This is a genomic window from Psychrobacter sp. UBA3483 (genome assembly GCF_002377905.1).
Classification (GTDB): domain Bacteria; phylum Pseudomonadota; class Gammaproteobacteria; order Pseudomonadales; family Moraxellaceae; genus Psychrobacter.
The window spans coordinates 1-19902 of the sequence record NZ_DFQS01000060.1 but is presented as its reverse complement, the minus strand read 5'-3'; the positions used below and the strand labels follow the sequence as shown (position 1 = coordinate 19902).

Sequence of the window (19902 nt, the reverse complement as noted above, 5' to 3'; positions counted from 1 at the left end):
ATACCAAAAAAGACTGGCGCCCCTAAGAACGCCAGTCATTCAGCAATACATTTGATAAATATTTAAGCAGTCAGTCCGAGGGCTTCGACTAAGCGCTTGTTTGGCTCAACCTTGTTCATGCTATAAAAATGCATGGCAGGGACGCCCTCGCTAATCAAGCGCTCGCACAGACGATAGACGACGTCAAAGCCAAACTCCCGAATAGCGGTGCGGTCATCGCCAAAATCCGCCAACTGTTTACGCACGTAACGCGGGATATCAGCGCCACAGCTATCAGCAAAGCGTACGAGATTGCTTGAGTTGGTAATCGGCATAATGCCAGCGACTAAAGGCTGTGCAACCGTGTCAATACCGCGTTTTTCTAAGGTATCACGCAGATATAAATAGCTATCGGCGTTATAAAAAAACTGGGTAATCGACGCATTAGCGCCCGCTTGGTATTTATTCACCAAGTTGTCAACATCAAACTCAAAGCTGCGCGCTTGTGGATGCATCTCAGGATAGGCTGCGACTTCGATACGGAAGTGATCGCCTGAGTATTCGCGGATAAACTTAACCAAGTCTAACGCAAATGGCAGCTCGCCCATACCAACCTGACCGGATGGTAAATCACCACGCAGGGCGACCAAGCGTGTGATGCCCAAGCTCTTATAAAGATCAAGCAGTTCAGCGATTTCCGCTTTGTCATCACCAATACAAGACATATGCGGCGCAATATCAGTGTCACCGCGCGCGCACAAAGCTTGAACGATATCTAAAGTGCGGCTACGGGTTGAACCACCCGCACCGTAGGTCACTGAAAAGTAAGCAGGTGATAGCTTATTTAACTCATCATAAGTGCTGAGGAGCTTTTCATGTCCTTGCTCGGTTTTAGCTGGAAAAAACTCAAAGGAGAAAGCAGGCTTAGTCACAGTCTGGCTCCTATTAGTATTTATAAGCGTCAGGCTTAAACGGACCTTCGACAGGTACGCCTAAATACTCCGCTTGTTTTTCAGTCAGCTTAGTTAGCGTACCGTTAAAACCAGCAACCATCGCCGCAGCCACTTCTTCGTCTAGCTTTTTTGGTAAGACTTTGACGTATAAGTTGTCATTGCGCTTATCTGCTGGCAAGTCAGCGAATTTTTCTTCGAACAGATACATTTGCGCCAATACTTGGTTAGCAAATGAGCCGTCCATCACGCGCGATGGGTGACCGGTTGCATTACCCAAGTTCACTAGACGACCTTCAGCAAGCAGAATCAAATAATCGTTTTCATCGTCTGAGCGGAAGATTTGATGCACTTGTGGCTTAATCTCAACCCAGCGCCAGTTATCACGCATGAACTGCGTGTCGATTTCGGTGTCAAAATGACCGATATTACAAACGACAGCACCTGGTTTAAGAGCCGCTAGCATATGTTTGTCACAAACATGGTAGTTACCGGTAGTGGTGACAATCATATCTGTATCTTCAAGCAGGCGGGTGTTGATATTTTCTGCGCCGCCAGTGTTATCGCCGTTGATGTAAGGTGACAATACTTCAAAGCCGTCCATACAAGCCTGCATGGCACAGATAGGATCGACTTCTGACACACGGACAATCATACCTTCTTGACGTAAGCTTTGCGTAGAGCCTTTACCTACATCGCCATAACCGATGACTAGCGCACGGCGACCCGCAAGGAACATATCAGTTGCACGTTTGATAGCGTCATTTAAGCTATGACGGCAACCGTATTTGTTGTCATTTTTAGACTTAGTAACCGCATCGTTAACGTTGATAGCCGGTACTTTTAGCGTGCCTTTATTTAGCATCTCAACCAAGCGATGGACACCTGTAGTAGTTTCTTCAGAGATACCATGGATGTTATCAAGCATTTGGGCATAATCGTTATGAATCAAAGCAGTCAAATCACCGCCGTCGTCCAAGATTAAGTTAGCATCCCAAAGTTGACCTGACGCTTCGCCGCCAACATGGATCTGTTGACGTAAGCACCACTCGTACTCTTCTTCGGTTTCGCCTTTCCAAGCATAAACAGAGATACCAGCAGCGGCAATCGCCGCAGCAGCATGGTCTTGAGTTGAGAAGATGTTACATGAGGTCCAGCGTACTTCCGCACCTAGCGCGACAAGCGTCTCAATAAGGACAGCCGTCTGAATGGTCATGTGGATACAGCCAGCGATTTTTGCGCCTTTAAGCGGTTGGTCGGCTTCGTAGCGACGACGCAAACCCATCAGGGCAGGCATTTCGGCTTCAGCTAGGGTGATTTCACGGCGACCGTAATCAGCAAGGCTAATGTCGGCAACTTTATAGTCAGTGAAAGAGGGGTCGATCGTATGGGCAGATGGGGTGTTAGACACTGCGTCCATAATATGCTCCTATCAGTTAATAGATAAAAAGAATAAAAACGCAGGTGCCGTTATTTGCGCTGTTCATAACCCAAAATGGTCATAAACAGTTAACCGAGCCTAACATAACAAATGATTTGCAAAGCGATAAAGCTTATATGCAATAAGATTTATTATGGCGCAACACCTCTCGGAGGTCGTTATTGTAATTGATGGTGATTAATTTGTCACCTATTGGCTGCGGAAAATCGTAAGTGCTTGCGTCATAAAAAAGGCCATCGATCGATAGCCTTGATTATTTATATATAAGTTCTAATTTTTACCAAATAAGCTTAAAACCAGTTATAGGTGAGTGAGCCGAAATAGCTGGTGCCTTCTGTGGCGTATTCGTTACCGAATTGGCTGGCAAGGGTATAATCCTCATCAGTGATATTATCTACCCGCAAGTTAGCGCGAAGATTAGGGTTGATATAAACTGCGCCGCTCAAATTAAGCAGGGTATAGCTATCAAGTTTATTGTTTTCTGCTGTCAATCTATCATCGGTATGTTTGGCTTCGAGGCGAACATCGAACGTCGGTTGCTGATAACCGATATAAATTAAACCGCTGTTTTTAGGACGATAGGCAAGCTGTTGATCATAGTTAGCACTGTTTGCGGTTTTGTCCTTCGCATCTAAGTAGTCATAGCCAAGACCAAAGATAAAGTCATTCATATTCCAGTCTGAGGTCAAACTTAACCCTTTAATTTTCGCTTCACTGATATTTGCTGCATTAGAAATCAAGTCTTCTGCATCGGTATAATAGCCTGTTAATCGTGACGTTTGAGCCTCATTTGCGTATTCAACGAATACTTCGGTGTTTTTCGTTCTTTCGGGTTTAAGGTTGGGGTTGCTAAAACCCGGCCAGTATAAGTCATTAAACGTTGGTGCACGAAAACCTGTGGCATAGTTAGCACCAATTCGCATACCCGCTAATGGACGTATAGCTGCTCCTAAATTATAGGTGCTCTCATTACCATACTGCGAGTTGTCATCTACGCGGTAATTGGCTTGTAGGTCGTAATAAGTGTCCGCCAATTGATAACCAACAAACGCACTTTTAACCGTTCTGTCGTCAGGATTATAAGGGGTTTGCACGGCAGGATCAGGATAACCTGAAAAATCTAAAACATCTGAGGCGTCTAGTTTTTGTGACAACCATTCTGCGCCAATAATTACAGTACCAGGTTGCGCGTTGATACTGGTTTCTAATCGCGCCTGCTCTTGGGTGGTATCGTACTGGCTGCCTTCTTGATAGTTAATAGAATTGGCATCATGAGAAGTCGATTTATCAATACTTTGACCGTAACTAAGCTTACTGACCGTCAAAGGCGTTTTATATTGAAGATAAGCATTGGCACTGCCATTTTTTTGATCTGAATAAGCATTTGGAAACGCATTTCCTGCTGAGTCAATATCAGTGGTAGAGTCAGTATACAAGGCACTCAATCCCGCGCTCAGCGAGTCTGAAAGTTTATGCTGCAATGCCAAACTGGCATTGGTAGATTTAAAGCCGTCATCATCAGCGTTATAGTCAGCCGAGTTACTATTGGCAATTACGTTAAAGCCGTCTGTTTCATTTCGACTCACACCCAAGCTTAATGATGAAGTAGCATTTTTAAGCTGACCTGTGACACCGACTTGGTAGTGATTATTACTGCCATAACCAACAGTCGTAGACACATTGGATTGTTCTACATTATTGCCCTTAGTAAAGATTTGAATGACACCGCCCATGGCATCAGAACCATAAATACTAGAACCTGAAGCGCCGTATAAAATCTCAATACGATCCAGTTGATCTGCTGATAATAGATTTAGAGAAGGGCTACCTAAAGAGATAGAGCCATAGCGTATCCCATCGATAATCACCAAGACTTGCTTGCTATCAAAACCGCGCATATAAAAATTACTGGCTGTGCCCATACCGCCACTTTGTGTGATATTAATACCAGGCTGATTCTTTAATACGTCAGTCACTGTCTGACCTTGATAACGCTGCAATTCCTCATTGTCAATCACCCGAGTTTGGGCAATGACATTACTGGTCTTAGTTGGCGTCCGCGTCGCCGTCACGACAATTTTATCAAGCTCAATTTGTGGCAGCTCGCTGTGATTGATAACGCTACTATCAACAGTCGCTGCTGTGGCACTCATAGCACATACGCCTAAAGCACTTAAGATACATAACCGCAGATAGGTGGTCGAAGATGAACGTGATAAAGCCATATTGAATTCCAAAGTTGAATGACAAATTAAACAAAGTAAAAAGTTACAGAAGCGAAAGCCTAAAATCAAAAAGTTACAAAAAGTTATATGAAGATTACATACGCTTATTATCTATAAAACCAGCACACTTATAAACCACTTTGTCCTAATATTTATTCAGCATACGCTGAGTGGTGCTCATGATGAACGAGGAGTTTGTCTAGGTTGCTTTGCTATCTCTAGTATTTTTTTAGCTCTTTCAATGAGCATCAACTGCATCAAAGGCAAGCGCTATTTTAAACAGTAATAAAAACATGCAATCAAACGCATTGCTGTGATTAATAATTGCTATTATAGTGGCAAATTTCATTTATTTTTTTGTGCTGCCATTCATAAAGTTAAGAGGTTTGTTTTGTCTATTCAGCGTCATCTGAGTGCTCGTACTGCGATATCTGCATCATTTACATCTTTAAAAATAAAAACGCCGCTTATCATAACGGTGTTTTTGTTTGCGATGATAGTGAGTGCATTAAGCGTCATTTTTTCACATAATGCGCTTGCTGCCGAAGCCAGCATATTGGGCGTCGGTGGTCAAACTGAAGAGGTGGTCAACACATCGACACCAGATTCTTTCGGACGTGACACGCCGCGCCATACCGTACAAGGCTTTATTAAGGCGTTGGGCGATAACGACTATCTGCTGGCCAGCAATTATCTAAATTTATCCAAATCTGATAATCCAACCACCGTTGTACGCCAATTTAAGCAAGCACTCGATGCGGGTGGACGTTTTCAGCCCGATTTGCAAATTAACAATACGCCCGAGGGTAATCTAAGCGATCAGCTACCGCCAAGCCAAGAAAACGTCGGCGTGATTAATATCGGTGATAAAAGCGTGCCACTGGTTCTCGAAAGGGTCGTCTCTAAACAAGGCGAGCAGTATTGGCAGTTTTCAAATGATACATTGAGCTCGATACCAGAAGTGATAGAAAACTATCAGCCAACGCTGGTTTCGCGCTACACCATTGATTCATTAGATGGTAAAAAGCTATTTGGCTATCAGATTTCCGATATATTTGCAGCGTTAACCATTATTGTCAGCAGTTTTATCCTCACTTACATCGTGGTTTGGCTGCTCTATTATTTATTGAAGCTGATTTATCCTCGCCTGCGGGGTGAGACCTTACCGCTACCTAATAATGTGGTATTGCCGCTGACCGTCGTTATCACGGCGCTGATATTGTCCGAAGTTATGGTTTATGCCGGTATATCAGTGACACTGCGTGAACCGATTAAACGCTTTACCGACATAGCCTCTTGGGTGGCAACGACATGGCTATTACTGCGGGTTATTGATTCTATATTTACCCGTGCGGTCAATTTAAGTTATAAGAAAAACTATACCGAGCGGGTTTCTATCTTAGGTTTGATGCGCAAGGTGGTCAAAGCGCTGTTATTAATCTTTGCCGTTATTGTCATTTTTGGGAATTTAGGATTTGACTTGACCACGGGGATTGCGGCATTAGGGGTCGGTGGTTTAGCCTTGGCACTGGGTGCGCAAAAGACGATTGAAAACTTGGTCGGTAGTGTGGTGGTGGTAGCAGATTCACCAGTCCGCATCGGCGACTACTGTAGCTTCGGCAATCAAGCAGGTACAGTTATTGATATTGGTATTCGTTCATCACGGGTACGCACGCTGAACCGGACGATTGTGACGGTGCCTAATAGTGATTTTTCATCGATGCAAATTGAAAACTATACCTCGCGGGATATGTTTCATTTCTTGCATAACTTATATATCAAACGCAATGCGGATATTGATGTTGTCTTTAAGATGGTCAAAAAATTAGATCAATTTTTGGACGAGCATGAGCTGACCAACCAAGAGTGGAATCAGGCCAATATTTCGGAGCTGCGCCAAGACTGTTACGTGATTCAACTGCGCGCTTATATTAATGCTGTCGACTCGATAGAGTTTTATCGTAAGCAAGATGACTTGTTGGTCGATGTGTTGACCCTTGTGAAAAAATACGATGTCGAGCATGCGCTGCCGACCCAGCAGCTGATTGTCAATCAGGCTGAGCTTGAGCCGCAACCTCAGCTAGAAACTGTGACCGATGATATGATAAACGAAGCCGTGGACGCAGGCGATGCGAGTGAAGCAGAAACTGATGGCAATAACGGTACTGACAATAACGATACCGACAATGAGAAAAAGGCGCTTGATTTAAATAAAAACGCTGACAGTGCGACGAGTGAGAAAGATGCTCGTAAAGAAACCACTAAAAAGCAAAAAATACAAAAGCATAAACATCGTCTATTAAAAAAAGGTAAGTTTAAACACGCCAAAAAGAAATTTGGTTTTTCAATTTGGAATCAGCCTTAATGTTTTGTGTGGTGATTTTGCTTAAGGTTTATTGAGCGTTTTTTTATAAACGTATGGTTTATAAAGGGATAGCCGTTTTTTGACGTAAAAAACCATAGTATTGCCATAGCAATAAGCTGGCAGCGCTACGATGCGGCGACCAATCGTGAGTCAGGTTTTTTAATTGTTTTGGCGTTGGGCGCTCTTCTAAATCTAACAATTCCATCGCTGCAACTTTAATCGCCAAATCATCGACTGCCAGCACGTCAGCGCGCTGTAATGAAAACAGCAGATACATCTCAGCGGTCCAGCGCCCAATACCGATAACAGCCGTCAGAGTGTTAATAACTTCTTCATCGGGTAGGGTTTCTAAGGCAGCAAAATCTATATTGTGCTCGACCAAAGAGCGCGTATAACGAGTTTTTTGCTTAGATAGCCCTTGCGCCCGTAAATCCTCGTCTGTCGCTGCCTGAATGGCCATCGGTGTTGTTAATCCTTTATCCACCAAGCGTTGCCATATACTAGCTGCCGCCGCGACTGATAGCTGTTGCCCAACCATCGCTCTCATTATTTGCGTAAAGCCGCCCGCCTTATGGCGTAAATCAGGCAGGCCAACTTGCGCATAAACAGGCGCAAATTTTGGCTCGAGAGCAATCAAAGCATTGATATGTGCTTGTAATTCTTGTTTATTTTCGATGGTTTGTATATTCATAGAGAAAATCGCTCACTAAAAAATAGGCAGCAAAATGATAGGAAGATTTATCAAAGTACGACTACAAAACGAGAAGGTAAATCTTTGATATAAAAAAGGACTGCATGGTGGCAGTCCTTTTTTTTCGAGCTATAATTTTATTCTTTATCGGTTTTGGTCTTTTTTAGCAGTACTAGTACCGCACCATTACCGCCATCTTTTGGTGGCGCCGAGCTAAATGCCAATACTTCTGGCAGTTGACGTAGCCAACCATTGACGCAGGTTTTTAAAATAGCCTCAGAACCTTTACCGTGGACGATTTTTACCACAGTTTCATTGTTTTGCTTGGCTTGACTGAGCAGTTGGGTCATTGCTTCGCGTGCTTCTTCGATGGTGCAGCCATGAATGTCCACCGCATCATACCAGCGCAGTTTGCCTTGTTTTAGTTGGGTAAAAATCTTGTTTTGTAGGGTAGGCTGTTTATAGGACAAATAGGCTTCGCCGGCGACAGGATTTAATAGTGCTTGCATATCTGATAAACCTGCGCCCAAATCACCCATTTCACTACCTTGAGCGGCAGCGCGTTTTGATAATGTTGCGGCGTCGGGTTTACCAGCTTTAGAGGCATTGGCAGGAGAGCGCACGTTTTTGTCTTCGAGCTGAGTGACACCATGCATTGCTTGCATGAATAGTACTTTATCGTCGTCGATATGTTCGCTATCTAATTGCTTGACCGTTTTTTTGACTTGTTTTTGGGTCAATAGCGAGACAGGTTCGGTTGGCTTTTCATTGTCGCCATCTACTGAGTTGGTGTCGCGACCTTTACTCAGTTGCCCTTTAAGCTCTTTTAGTTGGTCTTGCATTTCTTTTGAAAATAGAGAATTTGACATAATAGTTAACGTATCGTTGGTTAGTGAATGAGTGTCTTAATGGTTTATATCATAGATAAAAATCGAATGAGCTTACTTTACGCTTGTGCTGCGACGCTCGCAAGTAAGGATTGTAACGCTTGCCCTGGATGATCGGTTTTCATAAATTGCTCACCGATTAAGAAGTGCTGAATATTATGATTGAGCATCAAACGAATATCGTCGCTGCTATGAATGCCGCTTTCGGTGACAATCAGTGGCGACGTCTTTGGTAACCGCATACTGTTATCAACGTCAGCTGCTAAGGCTTCGATTAGTATGTTTTTTAGCTCGAGCGTAGTCTGCAAGTCGACATCAAAAGTATTTAAGTCGCGATTATTGATACCGTAGATATTGTGCGCTGAGCGTGGCAGTTGTAGCGCGCGCTCAAGCTCACCTGCTGTATGAACTTCAATCAACACATCCATACCCAGCTCAATGCTTAGCGCATGCAGCTCTTGTACTTGCGCGTTATCAAGACAGGCCATAATCAATAAGATACAATCAGCGCCCATCAAATAAGATTGGTAAATCTGATAAATATCTACCATAAAATCTTTGCGCAATATCGGCAAATTGCAAGACTCACGGGCTTGGATTAAGTAGCTGTCATCACCTTGGAAATAGTCACGGTCGGTGAGTACTGATAAACAACTGGCACCGGCTTGCTCATATTGCTTGGCAAATAGCGCAGGCTCAAAGTTATGATTGATAATACCTTTAGACGGCGAGGCTTTTTTAATCTCCGCAATGACACCAATATCAGCGCTGCGTAAAGCATTGGCAAAACCGCGACGGGGCTTTGTATCAGCGGTGGCTTGCGATTTTAATGCCTCAAGCGATACTGCCGCACGAGCAGTGACAACTTCCTCGTGCTTTGTAGCAACGATACGCTGCAACACTGAAGGAATCGCGGTGTCTGATTTTGGCTTGGCGGTCATGTCTATATTCCGTTATTTAGTAAAAAAATTAGGGTAATAATTAGGCAAATAAATTAAGGCTGCATAAATAGTTGCGATTAACAAGGTTATGAGCCACGTATTTTTTATTAATTTTAGGCATTTAGTTTATTAAGCTTGGTCAGCTAATTGCTGCGTATATTTGGCTAAGTCATCAAGCTTAATCAAGGCGTCACCATTTTGAATGACTTTTTGGGCGCGGCTCACGCCATTCGGATAGTTGCTGGCAAGTCCTGCGGTATATATCGCCGCACCGGCATTTAAGGCAATCATATCACGAGCTTTTAGGACAGCGCGGTCGGTGGTATCTGCACCTGATAAAGCGGCACGAATCAGCTCAAGGCTTTGGGCTGGAGAATCTACATCAAGGCCAATTAAGGTTTGTGACTCGACGCCGGCATCTTCTGGCATCATCTCATAAACAGAGATTTCACCGTCTTTTAACTCAGCTACTGTGGTCGAGGTCGCAAGACTGATTTCATCTAAACCGTCTTTGGCACCGACCACCATCACATGGCGCGCGCCCAGATTTTTCATCACTTTTGCTAAAGGCTCACATAACTGCGCGGTAAAGACGCCGATGACGAGATTTGGCGTACCAGCAGGGTTGGTCAGTGGACCTAAGATATTAAAAATCGTCCGCGCTTTTAGCTCACGGCGTACCGGATTGGCGTAACGCATCGCGCTATGGTGGTTGGGCGCAAATAAGAAACCAATCCCTTGGTTTTCGATACACTGCTGCGCTTGCTCTGGTGTTAAGGTTAGGCTAATACCAGCTTGCTCAAGCAAGTCTGAGCTACCAGATTTGGTTGAAACGCCGCGGTTACCATGCTTCGCAACTTGCGCCCCTGCTGCGGCTGCCACCAAGGCTGCGGCTGTGGATACGTTAAATAAGTTAGCACCATCGCCACCAGTACCAACGATATCGACCATATAATGACAGTCTCTGGGGTTGATATTAGCGGCTAAGTCACGCATCGCACTCGCTGACGCCGTAATCTCGTCGATTGATTCGCCTTTCATACGCAGACCCGTCAAAATCGCGCCCATCATGGCATCGCTACATCTGCCTTGCATAATAATGAGCATGACTTGATACATCTCATCAAAGGTCAAATCAATATGCTGAAAAATCCTGCCTAGCGCGGTGGTCAGAAGCTTATGAATACTCTCATCTGGCAGCTGATTGATGCTCTCAGCATTTTGCAGGTTTTGTTTATCTTGATTCATAATTGATTTGTTATCCTGCATAGTGGCAGCGGTCATGATATTCTCACTTATTATTATCTTTTATAATTGTCATATAAATTAATGGTTTTAAAAAATAGAGCGCATTTTTTAAAACATTGTTTCTTGAAGATTCGTTTTTTAAAGCAGCCATGTCTAAGACAGCTAGCCTACTTGTGGCAGCTCATTTGTAGGCAATACTGCTAACTGATGCATTTGTAAAAAATTATTCAGCAGCTGATAACCGGCTTCACTTAAAATCGACTCAGGATGAAACTGTACGCCCTCAATGGCAAACTCGCGGTGGCGAATGCCCATGATTTCCTCACTATCGCCATTAGTATTTTGCGTCCAAGCGCTAACCTCAAGGCATTCTGGTAAACTTGCTTGCTCAATCACCAGTGAATGATAACGGGTAAATTGTACCGGATTGGGCAAGTTGACAAACACCCCTTGTTCGTCATGATAAATGGCCGATAAACGCCCATGCATGACCTCGCTTGCTTTGACGATTTTGCCGCCAAAGGCTTGGCCGATTGCCTGATGACCCAAGCAAATACCTAATATCGGGATAATACCTTTAAACGTTTCAATCACTTCTAACGAGATACCGGCGCGGTCAGGGTCACAGGGGCCGGGACCAATGACAATGGCATCTGGCGCAAGGGCTTTAATCTCATCAATACTGATTTTATCGTTGTACCAAACTCTGATGTCCTGCTGCAACTCACCGAAGTACTGTACAATATTGTAGGTAAAGCTGTCGTAATTATCGATCATCAAAATCATTATTTGTTCAACTTAGTCTTTTTAACCTAGTGTCTTAAGCTTGGTGTTCTTAGCTTGGTGTTCTTAGTGTAGTGTCTTTAATTCAGTAGGTTCAACAGCGATGCAATTCTAAACGCTGTTATCTTAACACTATTTCGTTATCTATCAAATGCAGTGCTAACAGGTGGCCATGCACACTGATAGATAGCAAGCGCACCATAAAGGTGCATTTTTTTAAGGTGAGCTTGGCAGATATTGCACTTTTATAAGACGTTTCTTAAGGTATCAATATTTTTAATGCTAAGAGAAATATTATGATTGGTCGTAAGTTATTCTCTAGCAGGCGGATTGTATATAGATAAGATATTGTATTTGCTAATAATACTTATTATATATGGATTTTTATTATATGAATAACGTATTTTACTGGCAACAAATTGGCATAGCAGTTGCAAATATCATAGGTGTAGGTAACTTGCGGTGGGTAGCAATATAGGTTCATTTACCAAGATGCATTTGAAGAGTTCAGCATTATCGGTCAGATGTTGCTAAAATAGCACCTGCATTTATTTGGCTCATAAAAATACTTAAAGCTTAATGCCAAAAAATCAGCTGAGCTTTAAGCAAAAAGTAGCCTTTAAAAAAACTTTCTGTCTAAAATTTTCATCCTACGTTTTAATTTCAGTACCACGATAACCATAAGGGAAACTATCCATGTCGAACAAATTACTTGATCTTATCGAATCATCCAATGCCAAATGGGTCGATTTCCGTTTCACCGATACCCGCGGCAAAGAGCATCACATGACTTTCCCAGCGCACAGCGTCGACGAAGAAGTGATGGAAGATGGCAAAATGTTTGATGGCTCCTCTATTGCGGGTTGGAAAGGTATCGAAGCCTCAGATATGATTTTACGTCCCGACCCAGAAACCGCCTTTATCGACCCATTTTTTGACGCGGTTACTGTGGTAGTGACTTGTGACATTATTGAGCCATCGACGCTTCAAGGCTATGACCGCGACCCACGCTCTATTGCTCGCCGTGCTGAAGAGTATTTAAAATCAACGGGTATTGGTGACACCGCTTTCTTTGGTCCTGAGCCTGAGTTTTTTGTTTTTGACGAAGTAAAATGGTCGATTGCTATGTCTGGTGTGAGCCATGAAATCGTCGCTGAAGAAGCCGCTTGGTCAACCAACAAAGACTATGCATGGGGCAACATGGGTCATCGCCCGCGTGTTAAAGGCGGCTATGTACCAGTACCACCGGTTGATAGTTCACAAGATATGCGTGCGGTCATGTGCGAGCGCATCGAAGATATGATTGGCGAAGGCTGTATTGAAGTTCATCATCACGAAGTGACACCAAACCAATTAGAGATTGGCGTAGCGTTTAATACGTTGGTTCGTAAAGCGGATGAAGTTCAAAAGTTAAAATATGCCGTCCATAACGTGGCCCATCAGTTTGGTAAAACCGCAACCTTTATGCCAAAACCTATCGTTGGTGATAATGGTTCGGGCATGCACGTGCATGTTTCTATCTCAAAAGACGGCGTCAACACTTTCTCAGGCGATGAATATGCGGGCTTGTCAGAAACTGCGCTATACTTTATCGGCGGTGTTATCAAACATGCGCGTGCCTTGAATGCCATTACCAATCCATCAACCAACAGCTATAAGCGCCTGGTGCCACATTATGAAGCGCCTATTAAATTGGCCTATTCAGCGTCTAACCGCTCAGCATCTATCCGCATCCCGCACGTTAGTAGCCCAAAAGCGGTGCGTGTTGAAGCGCGTTTCCCTGATCCAGCAGCCAACCCGTATTTAGCGTTTGCGGCGTTATTGATGGCAGGTCTTGACGGTATTCAAAACAAGATGCATCCAGGCGAAGCCGCTGATAAAAACTTGTATGACTTACCACCAGAAGAAGAAGCACTCATTCCAACGGTTGCTGAAAACTTAGAAGTGGCGCTACAAGCGTTAAAAGACGACCATGAGTTCTTATTAAAAGGCGATGTGTTCACTAAAGAGATGCTAGAAGCTTACATTGCGCTTAAACAAGAAGAAGTTCAACGCGTCAATATCACCGTACATCCTGTTGAGTTTGATTTGTACTATAGCTGCTAATCTACAGTTAACATACTAAATTCTCCATAAACAAAACCAGTTAAGGACATCTTAGCTGGTTTTTTTGTGAGTACTTAAAGTAGACATTTAATTGTTAAGTTTACTGTGAAGTCATTGCTGATTTAATGGCAAAAATATCGCATAATGGTTGCATCTATATATTAATAACAAATCGCTTTAGGCTGACTGATTATGAGTTCATTATTAAAAAGTACTGTTTTTTTAAATAAAGGATTGCCGTTAAATCTGCTGACAGGGCTAATCATTAGCACCGCCAGTCTTTATGCACCAATGGCACATGCCGCTGCTATTTATAAAGTTGTCGATGAAAAGACCGGTCAAGTCACCTTTACCGATCGTCCGCAAAACTACGAACAGCAAGCTGGCAAACAAATTAGCCAAACCAGCGTCATGACTGGCAATGATACTGTGAGTGCAAACAGTTCTAGTCAAACCAATAATGCCAGCAATCAGCCTGTCAATACCGCCCAAGCACCTGTTGCCGCTAATACCACTGGCACCACAGCCAACAGTGACTCAACCGCTAATAAAATGCCCATTAATTATCAGCTGACGATAACAGAGCCTAGCGAAGAGCGGGCGTACCGTCGTCCGGTACAAAGCATCGATGTCAAGGTACAAGTAAAACCAGCACTACAAGCAGGCGATAGTATCAGTATTTACTTAGATGGCAACGAGGTGGCGCAGGGTTTAAGCACCTCGATTGCAACTGTTGATGTTTTGCCGGGTGCGCATAACATCAAAGTCGTGATAAAAAATAAAAAAGGGCAGGTAGCAAAACAGGTCGAGCGTACCGTCTACGTCATTCAAAACACGCAAACCTTGCAAAAAAATAAGAAATTAGCAGAGCAGCTTTTGGCGTATCAGCGTCTGCCTTGGTATCAAAAAGTGTTACTAAAAATGCGTCAAGATGGCAAACAGCCCAATATGTTGTCATTTACTAAGCCAATAGTTGATAAGCCGATAACTGATAAACCCATGACCCTTGAAGAACCGATAAAAAAATAACCTTGAATCTCTTGATTAAGGGGTAATAATAAAAGATAGCTATAAAATAAGGGCAGTCACTGAATCAGCGGCTGCCCTTATTGGTAGAAGTTAGCAACAATATCTATTGCTAAATTCATTACCTCTACATTTATTTCGTTAACTCAATTGTGCCATTCGCGGTGACTGAGATGGTGCTATTGCCCGATTCAAAGCTTTGGCTTGGTACTGACGCATCCGCCGCTTCAGCTTTCATACTCATTGCGCTATACATAGGGCGAGGATAGTTGCTGCCAGTATTTAGATTGACAGTGACGACGCGATAACCGCGCGCATCCCACGCACGAGTCAGGTTTTTAGCCTGCTGCTGAAAGGCGCGTGAAGCCTCGGTCATAAGCTTTTGCTCTAGCGCATCTTTTTTGGCATCTGAAACCCCGAAGTTTAGATTTTCCATGACTAAGGTTTGCTGTAAGTCTGCAATCAGCTGGCTGGTGGCAGCGAAATCAGTGCTCTTTAAGTCGATGTTGGCTTGTCCCGTCCAACCAATGATTTTGTCATTCTTATCATAGCGTGGGTAGGTGCGCTGCTGGCCAGTACTGACGGTCACGCTTGGGTAGCGTTTGGCGATTTTCATCGCGTTATTGATCGAAGTATTAAGCGTGGTCGCTAGCGTTTTAGCATCTGATGCTTGCGCTTTTTTATACATAGTGGCACGGACTTCATCGTTTTGAACTTCCTCTTTGACTTCTGTCTGAAAGGTCAGCTGATCATATCCTGTAGGCTCTGCGTGGGCGCTACCCATCATCGCGGTCAGTAGAGCAGCGGTACCCGTAGCAAGTGCGGCTTTGTTGATCCAAGTGTTTTTCATCATTATCTCCTAATAAGTGCTAGTAATGGTCATCATAGTTGTATGAGGTATATGCTCAGAAAACTCATTTTATATGAGTGTTTTTTGTATTGGTTTTTATGCAACATACCCTGACTAAAATAGCAAAAATCAAAGCAATTGCTGTGAGAATTTTGTCAGTTAAGTTGCTGTTTAGATTTGGCCGCATCGTCGCTTGTGCGCAGTAAGTGGAGAGATTGTTTATCGCCTAAAGCAAACAGTTTGATGATAGGGGTTGTAATAATAAAAAATCCTTGTATAATCTGCAGCTGGTGGCTCCATTGGTAGCCTCGCAACATTGTTCTATGAACCCCGCCAGGACCGGAAGGTAGCAACGGTAATAGTTATAATGTGTGCCGAGGATGTGCTGATGGAGTCGCTTTTTTTTGCCTAAAATTTGCTGATAGTCCTGCTATATCGTTTTAAACGAGTCAAACCTAATAATAAGTCCTTCATTGTAAAGGGCTTTTTTTTCGCCTGCATTTCGTCTGATTTTGAACTCTGAACCAGATATATGGGTTAAAATACAATGTAGTAACATTTACTAGAAATAATATAAATGCAGAATTGTTTGGAGTCTGATAATGAAAATGTTTGTTTGGCTATTCATTGCAGTGGTGGTATTGATTGTCGGTTTTGGAGTGTCAGTATTTAATAAGTTGGTACGTGCCCGCAACCAAGCAAAAAACGGCTTTGCGCAAATCGATGTGCAGCTCAAGCGTCGTCACGATTTGATTCCAAATTTGGTCGAAACCGCCAAACGTTATCTGACCCATGAAGAAGAAACGCTGACCCGCGTGATTGGCGCGCGTAATCACGCCCAAAGCTTGCAAGATTCTACTAAGCATCAGCCAGATTCGCTTGAACATATGGCGTTGTTTGCCAAAGCAGAGGGTATGTTGTCGAAAGCCTTGGGGCAATTCTCAGCGGTTGTGGAGGCTTACCCTGAGTTAAAAGCGGATAGCATGATTAAAGAGTTGATGGATGAGCTGACCAATACCGAAAACCGGATTGGCTTTGCCCGTCAGCATTATAATGACAGCGTGATGTTTTATAACAATGATCGCGAAGTGTTTCCCAATAATCTTGTCAGCACAACCTTTGGCTTTCGTCCACTTAGTCCATTGGTATTTGAAGATAGAAAACTCATTGCTCAAGCACCTGTCGTCGATATGGGCTGATATTTACATACTGTCAAATGCACTTAGTTATGGTTAGGTAAGAGTAATAGATGGATTTTTTTGGGGCACAGCGAACCCGTACTCAGCGCAGCTTGTTGCTCTATGGGCTATTTTTTCTGATCGTCTTTGCCCATATTGCTGTAGCACTTGGTGTCATGGCGTTGCTGCTGACGCTATTTACCGATGGCATTTATTATTGGGTATTAATACTGGTGGTCGTATGGACAATCGGTAGCTTTGTTGCGGGCAGTTTTTTAGAGTACAGACGCTTAAAAGCAGGTGGTCGAGCGATTGCTAAGCGCGTGGGCGCGGTGCGATTGTTTATCGACCACAGCCAAGATGCTTGGGAGCATAGCCAAGGAGTTGCCCATCAGCATCAGCCTGTATCTAAAGTTCGCTTTAGTGCCCGCCATATTGCGGTGCGTGATGAGCGCGATTTCCCGCCTGTCTATCGGCGTTATTATGAGATTGCCCAGCAGCTAGCTATTGCTTCAGGTTTGCGAATGCCAATTTTATATGTGCTGCCTGAAGAACAAGGCATTAATGGTTTTGTAGCGGGTCGCCATAGCCAAGATATGGTGCTCGTCGTCACCCAAGGCGCGCTTGATAAGCTATCTGATGAAGCGCTATACGGGCTAATAGGGCATGAGTATGGTCATATCTTACATGGTGATGCAACGTTTAATTTACAGCTAATGGTGGTGTTAGCAGGCTTGCAGTTACTCTATGACTGGAGTGATTCTATTAATAATTTTGGTGCTGGTTATAAAAGCAGTCAGCAAAACTATTTTGACAATGCGGTTAATCATAATAACCTCTTATCTCAGAGAGATATTGACAGTCAGGCGCGTAGCACTGAAGCGCAAACTGCTAATTTTAACACTCATAGCGAATGGGTTGCTTATTGGCAAAGCCAGTCACAAAACCGGCAGTCAGCAGTTAAAAGCCAGTCGATGGGGCTACAAAGTAGGGCTACGGTTGATAATCAATCGCCGCGTAATATTTGGACATTATTAATCCATGGTTTGAGCTTTTCTAGTATGGCCAGTGCACAACTCATCAAACACAGCTTTAACCGTGAGCGCGAGTTGCTTGCCGATGCGACCAGCGTACAGCTCACACGTTCGCCGGCTATTATGGAAACCTTAAAGACCATTCATCAAGATGCGCTTGGTTCGCGCTTAACTGGCATCGCCGATATTAATGGATTAAGTCATTTCTTTTTTGCCAGTAGTGGTGCCGATTTGGGTGACGTATCGTGGTTTGCCACCCATCCAAGTTTGGCTGAGCGCATGAGTGCCATCAATGCCAACGCTTATCATGATTTCGCCGTGCAAGTGGCTAAAGAAAAACGTCTCAATCAGCAAAAGATAACAGAAATCTACGAGCAGCGCCGCTTGGGTGATTGGGGCGTGATAGTGGTAAATAGCCTAAGTAAAAATAAATTTGCTGATAAAAACATTAATAATACATTCAATGATGTTATTGACGAAGATGCCATTCAAAAAAATCCTATTCAAAAAGATGCTATCGAAAAAGAAATCGCAGTCTTTTCTACTAGTGAGATAAATAATGAATTGCAGAGCGATAGTGGGCTTGAATTTGTTGTAGAGGAAGATGTTGTTATTAATGGGCGTTTGCAGGTGCAAGTACAAGATATCAGTATGCATGAGTTGCTTAAGCCATGGCAAGCCAAACCTGATAGTGATTTGCCATCAGATACCTTGATTGCTATCGAAGATATACAAAAAGTATCGCTACCGCAGTATGTGCTCAATCACAGTTATCACCCGCTAGGGGCGCAAGCTTTGATTGAGTCCGTGCTACTTTGTCATCAGGGTTATGTGCTGTCAACAACAGCGACTTATGATTTAACTGATATCTGGCTTGGGCTTGATGAGGATAAGAAGTTTTCTGCTGAAATCACTACTAACTCTAGGGCGGATATTAGCAGTAACACACAAATTTTATCGCATACACTCGATCATAAATTATTAGCGGCAGTAGCAAATCTTGATCGGCGTCTAGACAGCGCTTTGATTGCGTTGGCGTTAAAGCAACTACGCCAGCATGATTTATCAGAAAGTGCTATTGATGAATGGCGCTTAAAATATGAAGCCAGTCATAGTAATCAAGATCATCAACATTATGTGCAGCAAAAAAAGTATCGGACGATGCTAGTGCGCTATCAGCAAGGTATCATTGAGCTGTTTGAAAACTCCCTTACGGCTGATCTAAGCCAAAATATCGCTGATAATATAAATAATGATGATTCTATTGATAAATCTACATCCGTATTAAATCCTTTAGAGAATACGCGCTCTCGATTGTCTCGCTCGCCTTCGATTTTAGCGTTATGGCAGGCGCTAAAGCTGCAGAAATTGTTGCCCGTATTGTCTGCCGTATTAAACGATACACAGGTTCAGTCGCATCTTCCCCCTCAATATCCATACTATCAATGGCAGCAAGTATTGCACGCCGGCACGGATGATATCTATGCTCAGCTTGACCCATCAGGGCAGGTGTTTGATGGTCTTGATGTTGCCGCAAAAACCATGCTTACTTTATTGGCTTATCGCTTAGCAAAGGATGCTAAAGGGCAAATAATATCCGCACTAGATAGCTCAGTACCTATCTCAACACCTATTTCAGTGCTCAGCTATAATAGTGCTAGCGTTGCTCATTATCTTGTAGATTTACGCCGTCATGCACGTTTGATTGATATTGATTTAGCAGCCGTTAGTGAGGCAAATTTGCAATGGCTATTATTGACTGCGCAAAATCTAAATAGTGTTCAATTATTAGCATTAATAGCAGCCGCACCTATTTTTATAGCGCCTGCCAGTCAATCGTCTGGTTCTAAAGCCAAAGGTGATGATAATTATCGACAGAGGCAACAGGGCGGCGCTCAAATAGATTATAATGCGACTACTAATAAGCCTTATGGTTATAATGATTACCGGCAATGGCTAAGCACGTTGCATACAGTGATGTTACACGATACGATAGTCAGTCAAGATGAGTATGATTGCTTGACCGAGCTTGCCAATCATTGGCTAGGCGTTCGGCAGCTTTTTTGAGCAATGTCATTGACGGCATTTGAGTATTCTTTTTTAAATTGAATCGACTATATTTTTAATCCTTTTTTTTAACATTGTTCTTTAATATTATTTTTGACATTAAAAGCCTGGGTGGTGTTCTAAAAAGTATG

The 19902-nt window shown here is 43.3% G+C and carries 14 protein-coding genes and 1 other RNA gene; 6 read left to right on the top strand and 9 right to left on the bottom strand.

Annotation, left to right across the window (positions count from 1 at the left end; genetic code table 11):
- Nucleotides 1-62: 62 nt before the first annotated feature.
- The 3 genes from B2866_RS11445 to B2866_RS11435 form a co-directional block, all read right to left on the bottom strand.
- Nucleotides 63-911 (bottom strand): methylenetetrahydrofolate reductase, encoded by an 849-nt coding sequence (locus tag B2866_RS11445; protein WP_296194325.1) that lies wholly within the window; start codon nucleotides 909-911, stop codon nucleotides 63-65.
- Nucleotides 912-924: 13 nt separating this feature from the next.
- Complete coding sequence (ahcY, locus tag B2866_RS11440; RefSeq protein ID WP_296194322.1) at nucleotides 925-2349, bottom strand: adenosylhomocysteinase; 1425 nt, start codon at nucleotides 2347-2349, stop codon at nucleotides 925-927.
- Nucleotides 2350-2660: 311 nt separating this feature from the next.
- Complete coding sequence (locus B2866_RS11435) at nucleotides 2661-4595, bottom strand: TonB-dependent receptor (protein WP_296194319.1); 1935 nt, start codon at nucleotides 4593-4595, stop codon at nucleotides 2661-2663.
- A 391-nt stretch (nucleotides 4596-4986) separates the two neighbouring features.
- On the opposite strand from B2866_RS11435, the gene B2866_RS11430 reads away from it, so the two are divergent.
- Nucleotides 4987-6960 carry a mechanosensitive ion channel family protein gene (locus B2866_RS11430; RefSeq protein WP_296194317.1) on the top strand — a complete coding sequence of 658 codons (1974 nt, stop codon included), beginning with the start codon at nucleotides 4987-4989 and terminating at the stop codon, nucleotides 6958-6960.
- Between the two features lie 58 nt (nucleotides 6961-7018).
- On the opposite strand, the gene B2866_RS11425 is transcribed toward B2866_RS11430, so the two are convergent.
- The 5 genes from B2866_RS11425 to B2866_RS11405 form a co-directional block, all read right to left on the bottom strand.
- Complete coding sequence (locus B2866_RS11425; RefSeq protein WP_296194313.1) at nucleotides 7019-7651, bottom strand: DNA-3-methyladenine glycosylase family protein; 633 nt, start codon at nucleotides 7649-7651, stop codon at nucleotides 7019-7021.
- 137 nt (nucleotides 7652-7788) lie between these two features.
- The gene (locus B2866_RS11420; RefSeq protein ID WP_296194312.1) at nucleotides 7789-8520 is read right to left on the bottom strand and encodes a Smr/MutS family protein; all 732 of its coding nucleotides are present in this window, start codon (nucleotides 8518-8520) and stop codon (nucleotides 7789-7791) included.
- Between the two features lie 77 nt (nucleotides 8521-8597).
- Nucleotides 8598-9479, bottom strand: a complete 882-nt coding sequence (gene trpC / locus B2866_RS11415) for an indole-3-glycerol phosphate synthase TrpC (protein WP_296194310.1) — start codon at nucleotides 9477-9479, stop codon at nucleotides 8598-8600.
- A gap of 129 nt (nucleotides 9480-9608) precedes the next feature.
- Entirely contained in the window at nucleotides 9609-10727 is a 1119-nt protein-coding gene (gene trpD, locus B2866_RS11410; protein ID WP_296194365.1) for an anthranilate phosphoribosyltransferase, read from the bottom strand.
- Between the two features lie 162 nt (nucleotides 10728-10889).
- Complete coding sequence (locus tag B2866_RS11405) at nucleotides 10890-11513, bottom strand: anthranilate synthase component II (protein ID WP_296194307.1); 624 nt, start codon at nucleotides 11511-11513, stop codon at nucleotides 10890-10892.
- Nucleotides 11514-12206: 693 nt separating this feature from the next.
- Between B2866_RS11405 and glnA the strand changes: the two genes are divergently transcribed.
- Nucleotides 12207-13616: a type I glutamate--ammonia ligase gene (gene glnA / locus B2866_RS11400; protein ID WP_296194303.1), complete on the top strand. Its 1410-nt coding sequence runs from the start codon at nucleotides 12207-12209 to the stop codon at nucleotides 13614-13616.
- Between the two features lie 192 nt (nucleotides 13617-13808).
- Nucleotides 13809-14645: a DUF4124 domain-containing protein gene (locus tag B2866_RS11395; RefSeq protein WP_296194300.1), complete on the top strand. Its 837-nt coding sequence runs from the start codon at nucleotides 13809-13811 to the stop codon at nucleotides 14643-14645.
- A gap of 130 nt (nucleotides 14646-14775) precedes the next feature.
- On the opposite strand, the gene B2866_RS11390 is transcribed toward B2866_RS11395, so the two are convergent.
- Complete coding sequence (locus B2866_RS11390) at nucleotides 14776-15492, bottom strand: SIMPL domain-containing protein (protein ID WP_296194296.1); 717 nt, start codon at nucleotides 15490-15492, stop codon at nucleotides 14776-14778.
- Nucleotides 15493-15789: 297 nt separating this feature from the next.
- On the opposite strand from B2866_RS11390, the gene ffs reads away from it, so the two are divergent.
- The 3 genes from ffs (at nucleotide 15790) to B2866_RS11375 (ending at nucleotide 19771) form a co-directional block, all read left to right on the top strand.
- An RNA gene (gene ffs, locus B2866_RS11385) (signal recognition particle sRNA small type) lies at nucleotides 15790-15886 on the top strand.
- A gap of 208 nt (nucleotides 15887-16094) precedes the next feature.
- Entirely contained in the window at nucleotides 16095-16691 is a 597-nt protein-coding gene (locus tag B2866_RS11380; RefSeq protein WP_296194293.1) for a LemA family protein, read from the top strand.
- 50 nt (nucleotides 16692-16741) lie between these two features.
- Nucleotides 16742-19771: a M48 family metalloprotease gene (locus B2866_RS11375; RefSeq protein WP_296194292.1), complete on the top strand. Its 3030-nt coding sequence runs from the start codon at nucleotides 16742-16744 to the stop codon at nucleotides 19769-19771.
- The last annotated feature ends 131 nt before the right edge of the window (nucleotides 19772-19902 follow it).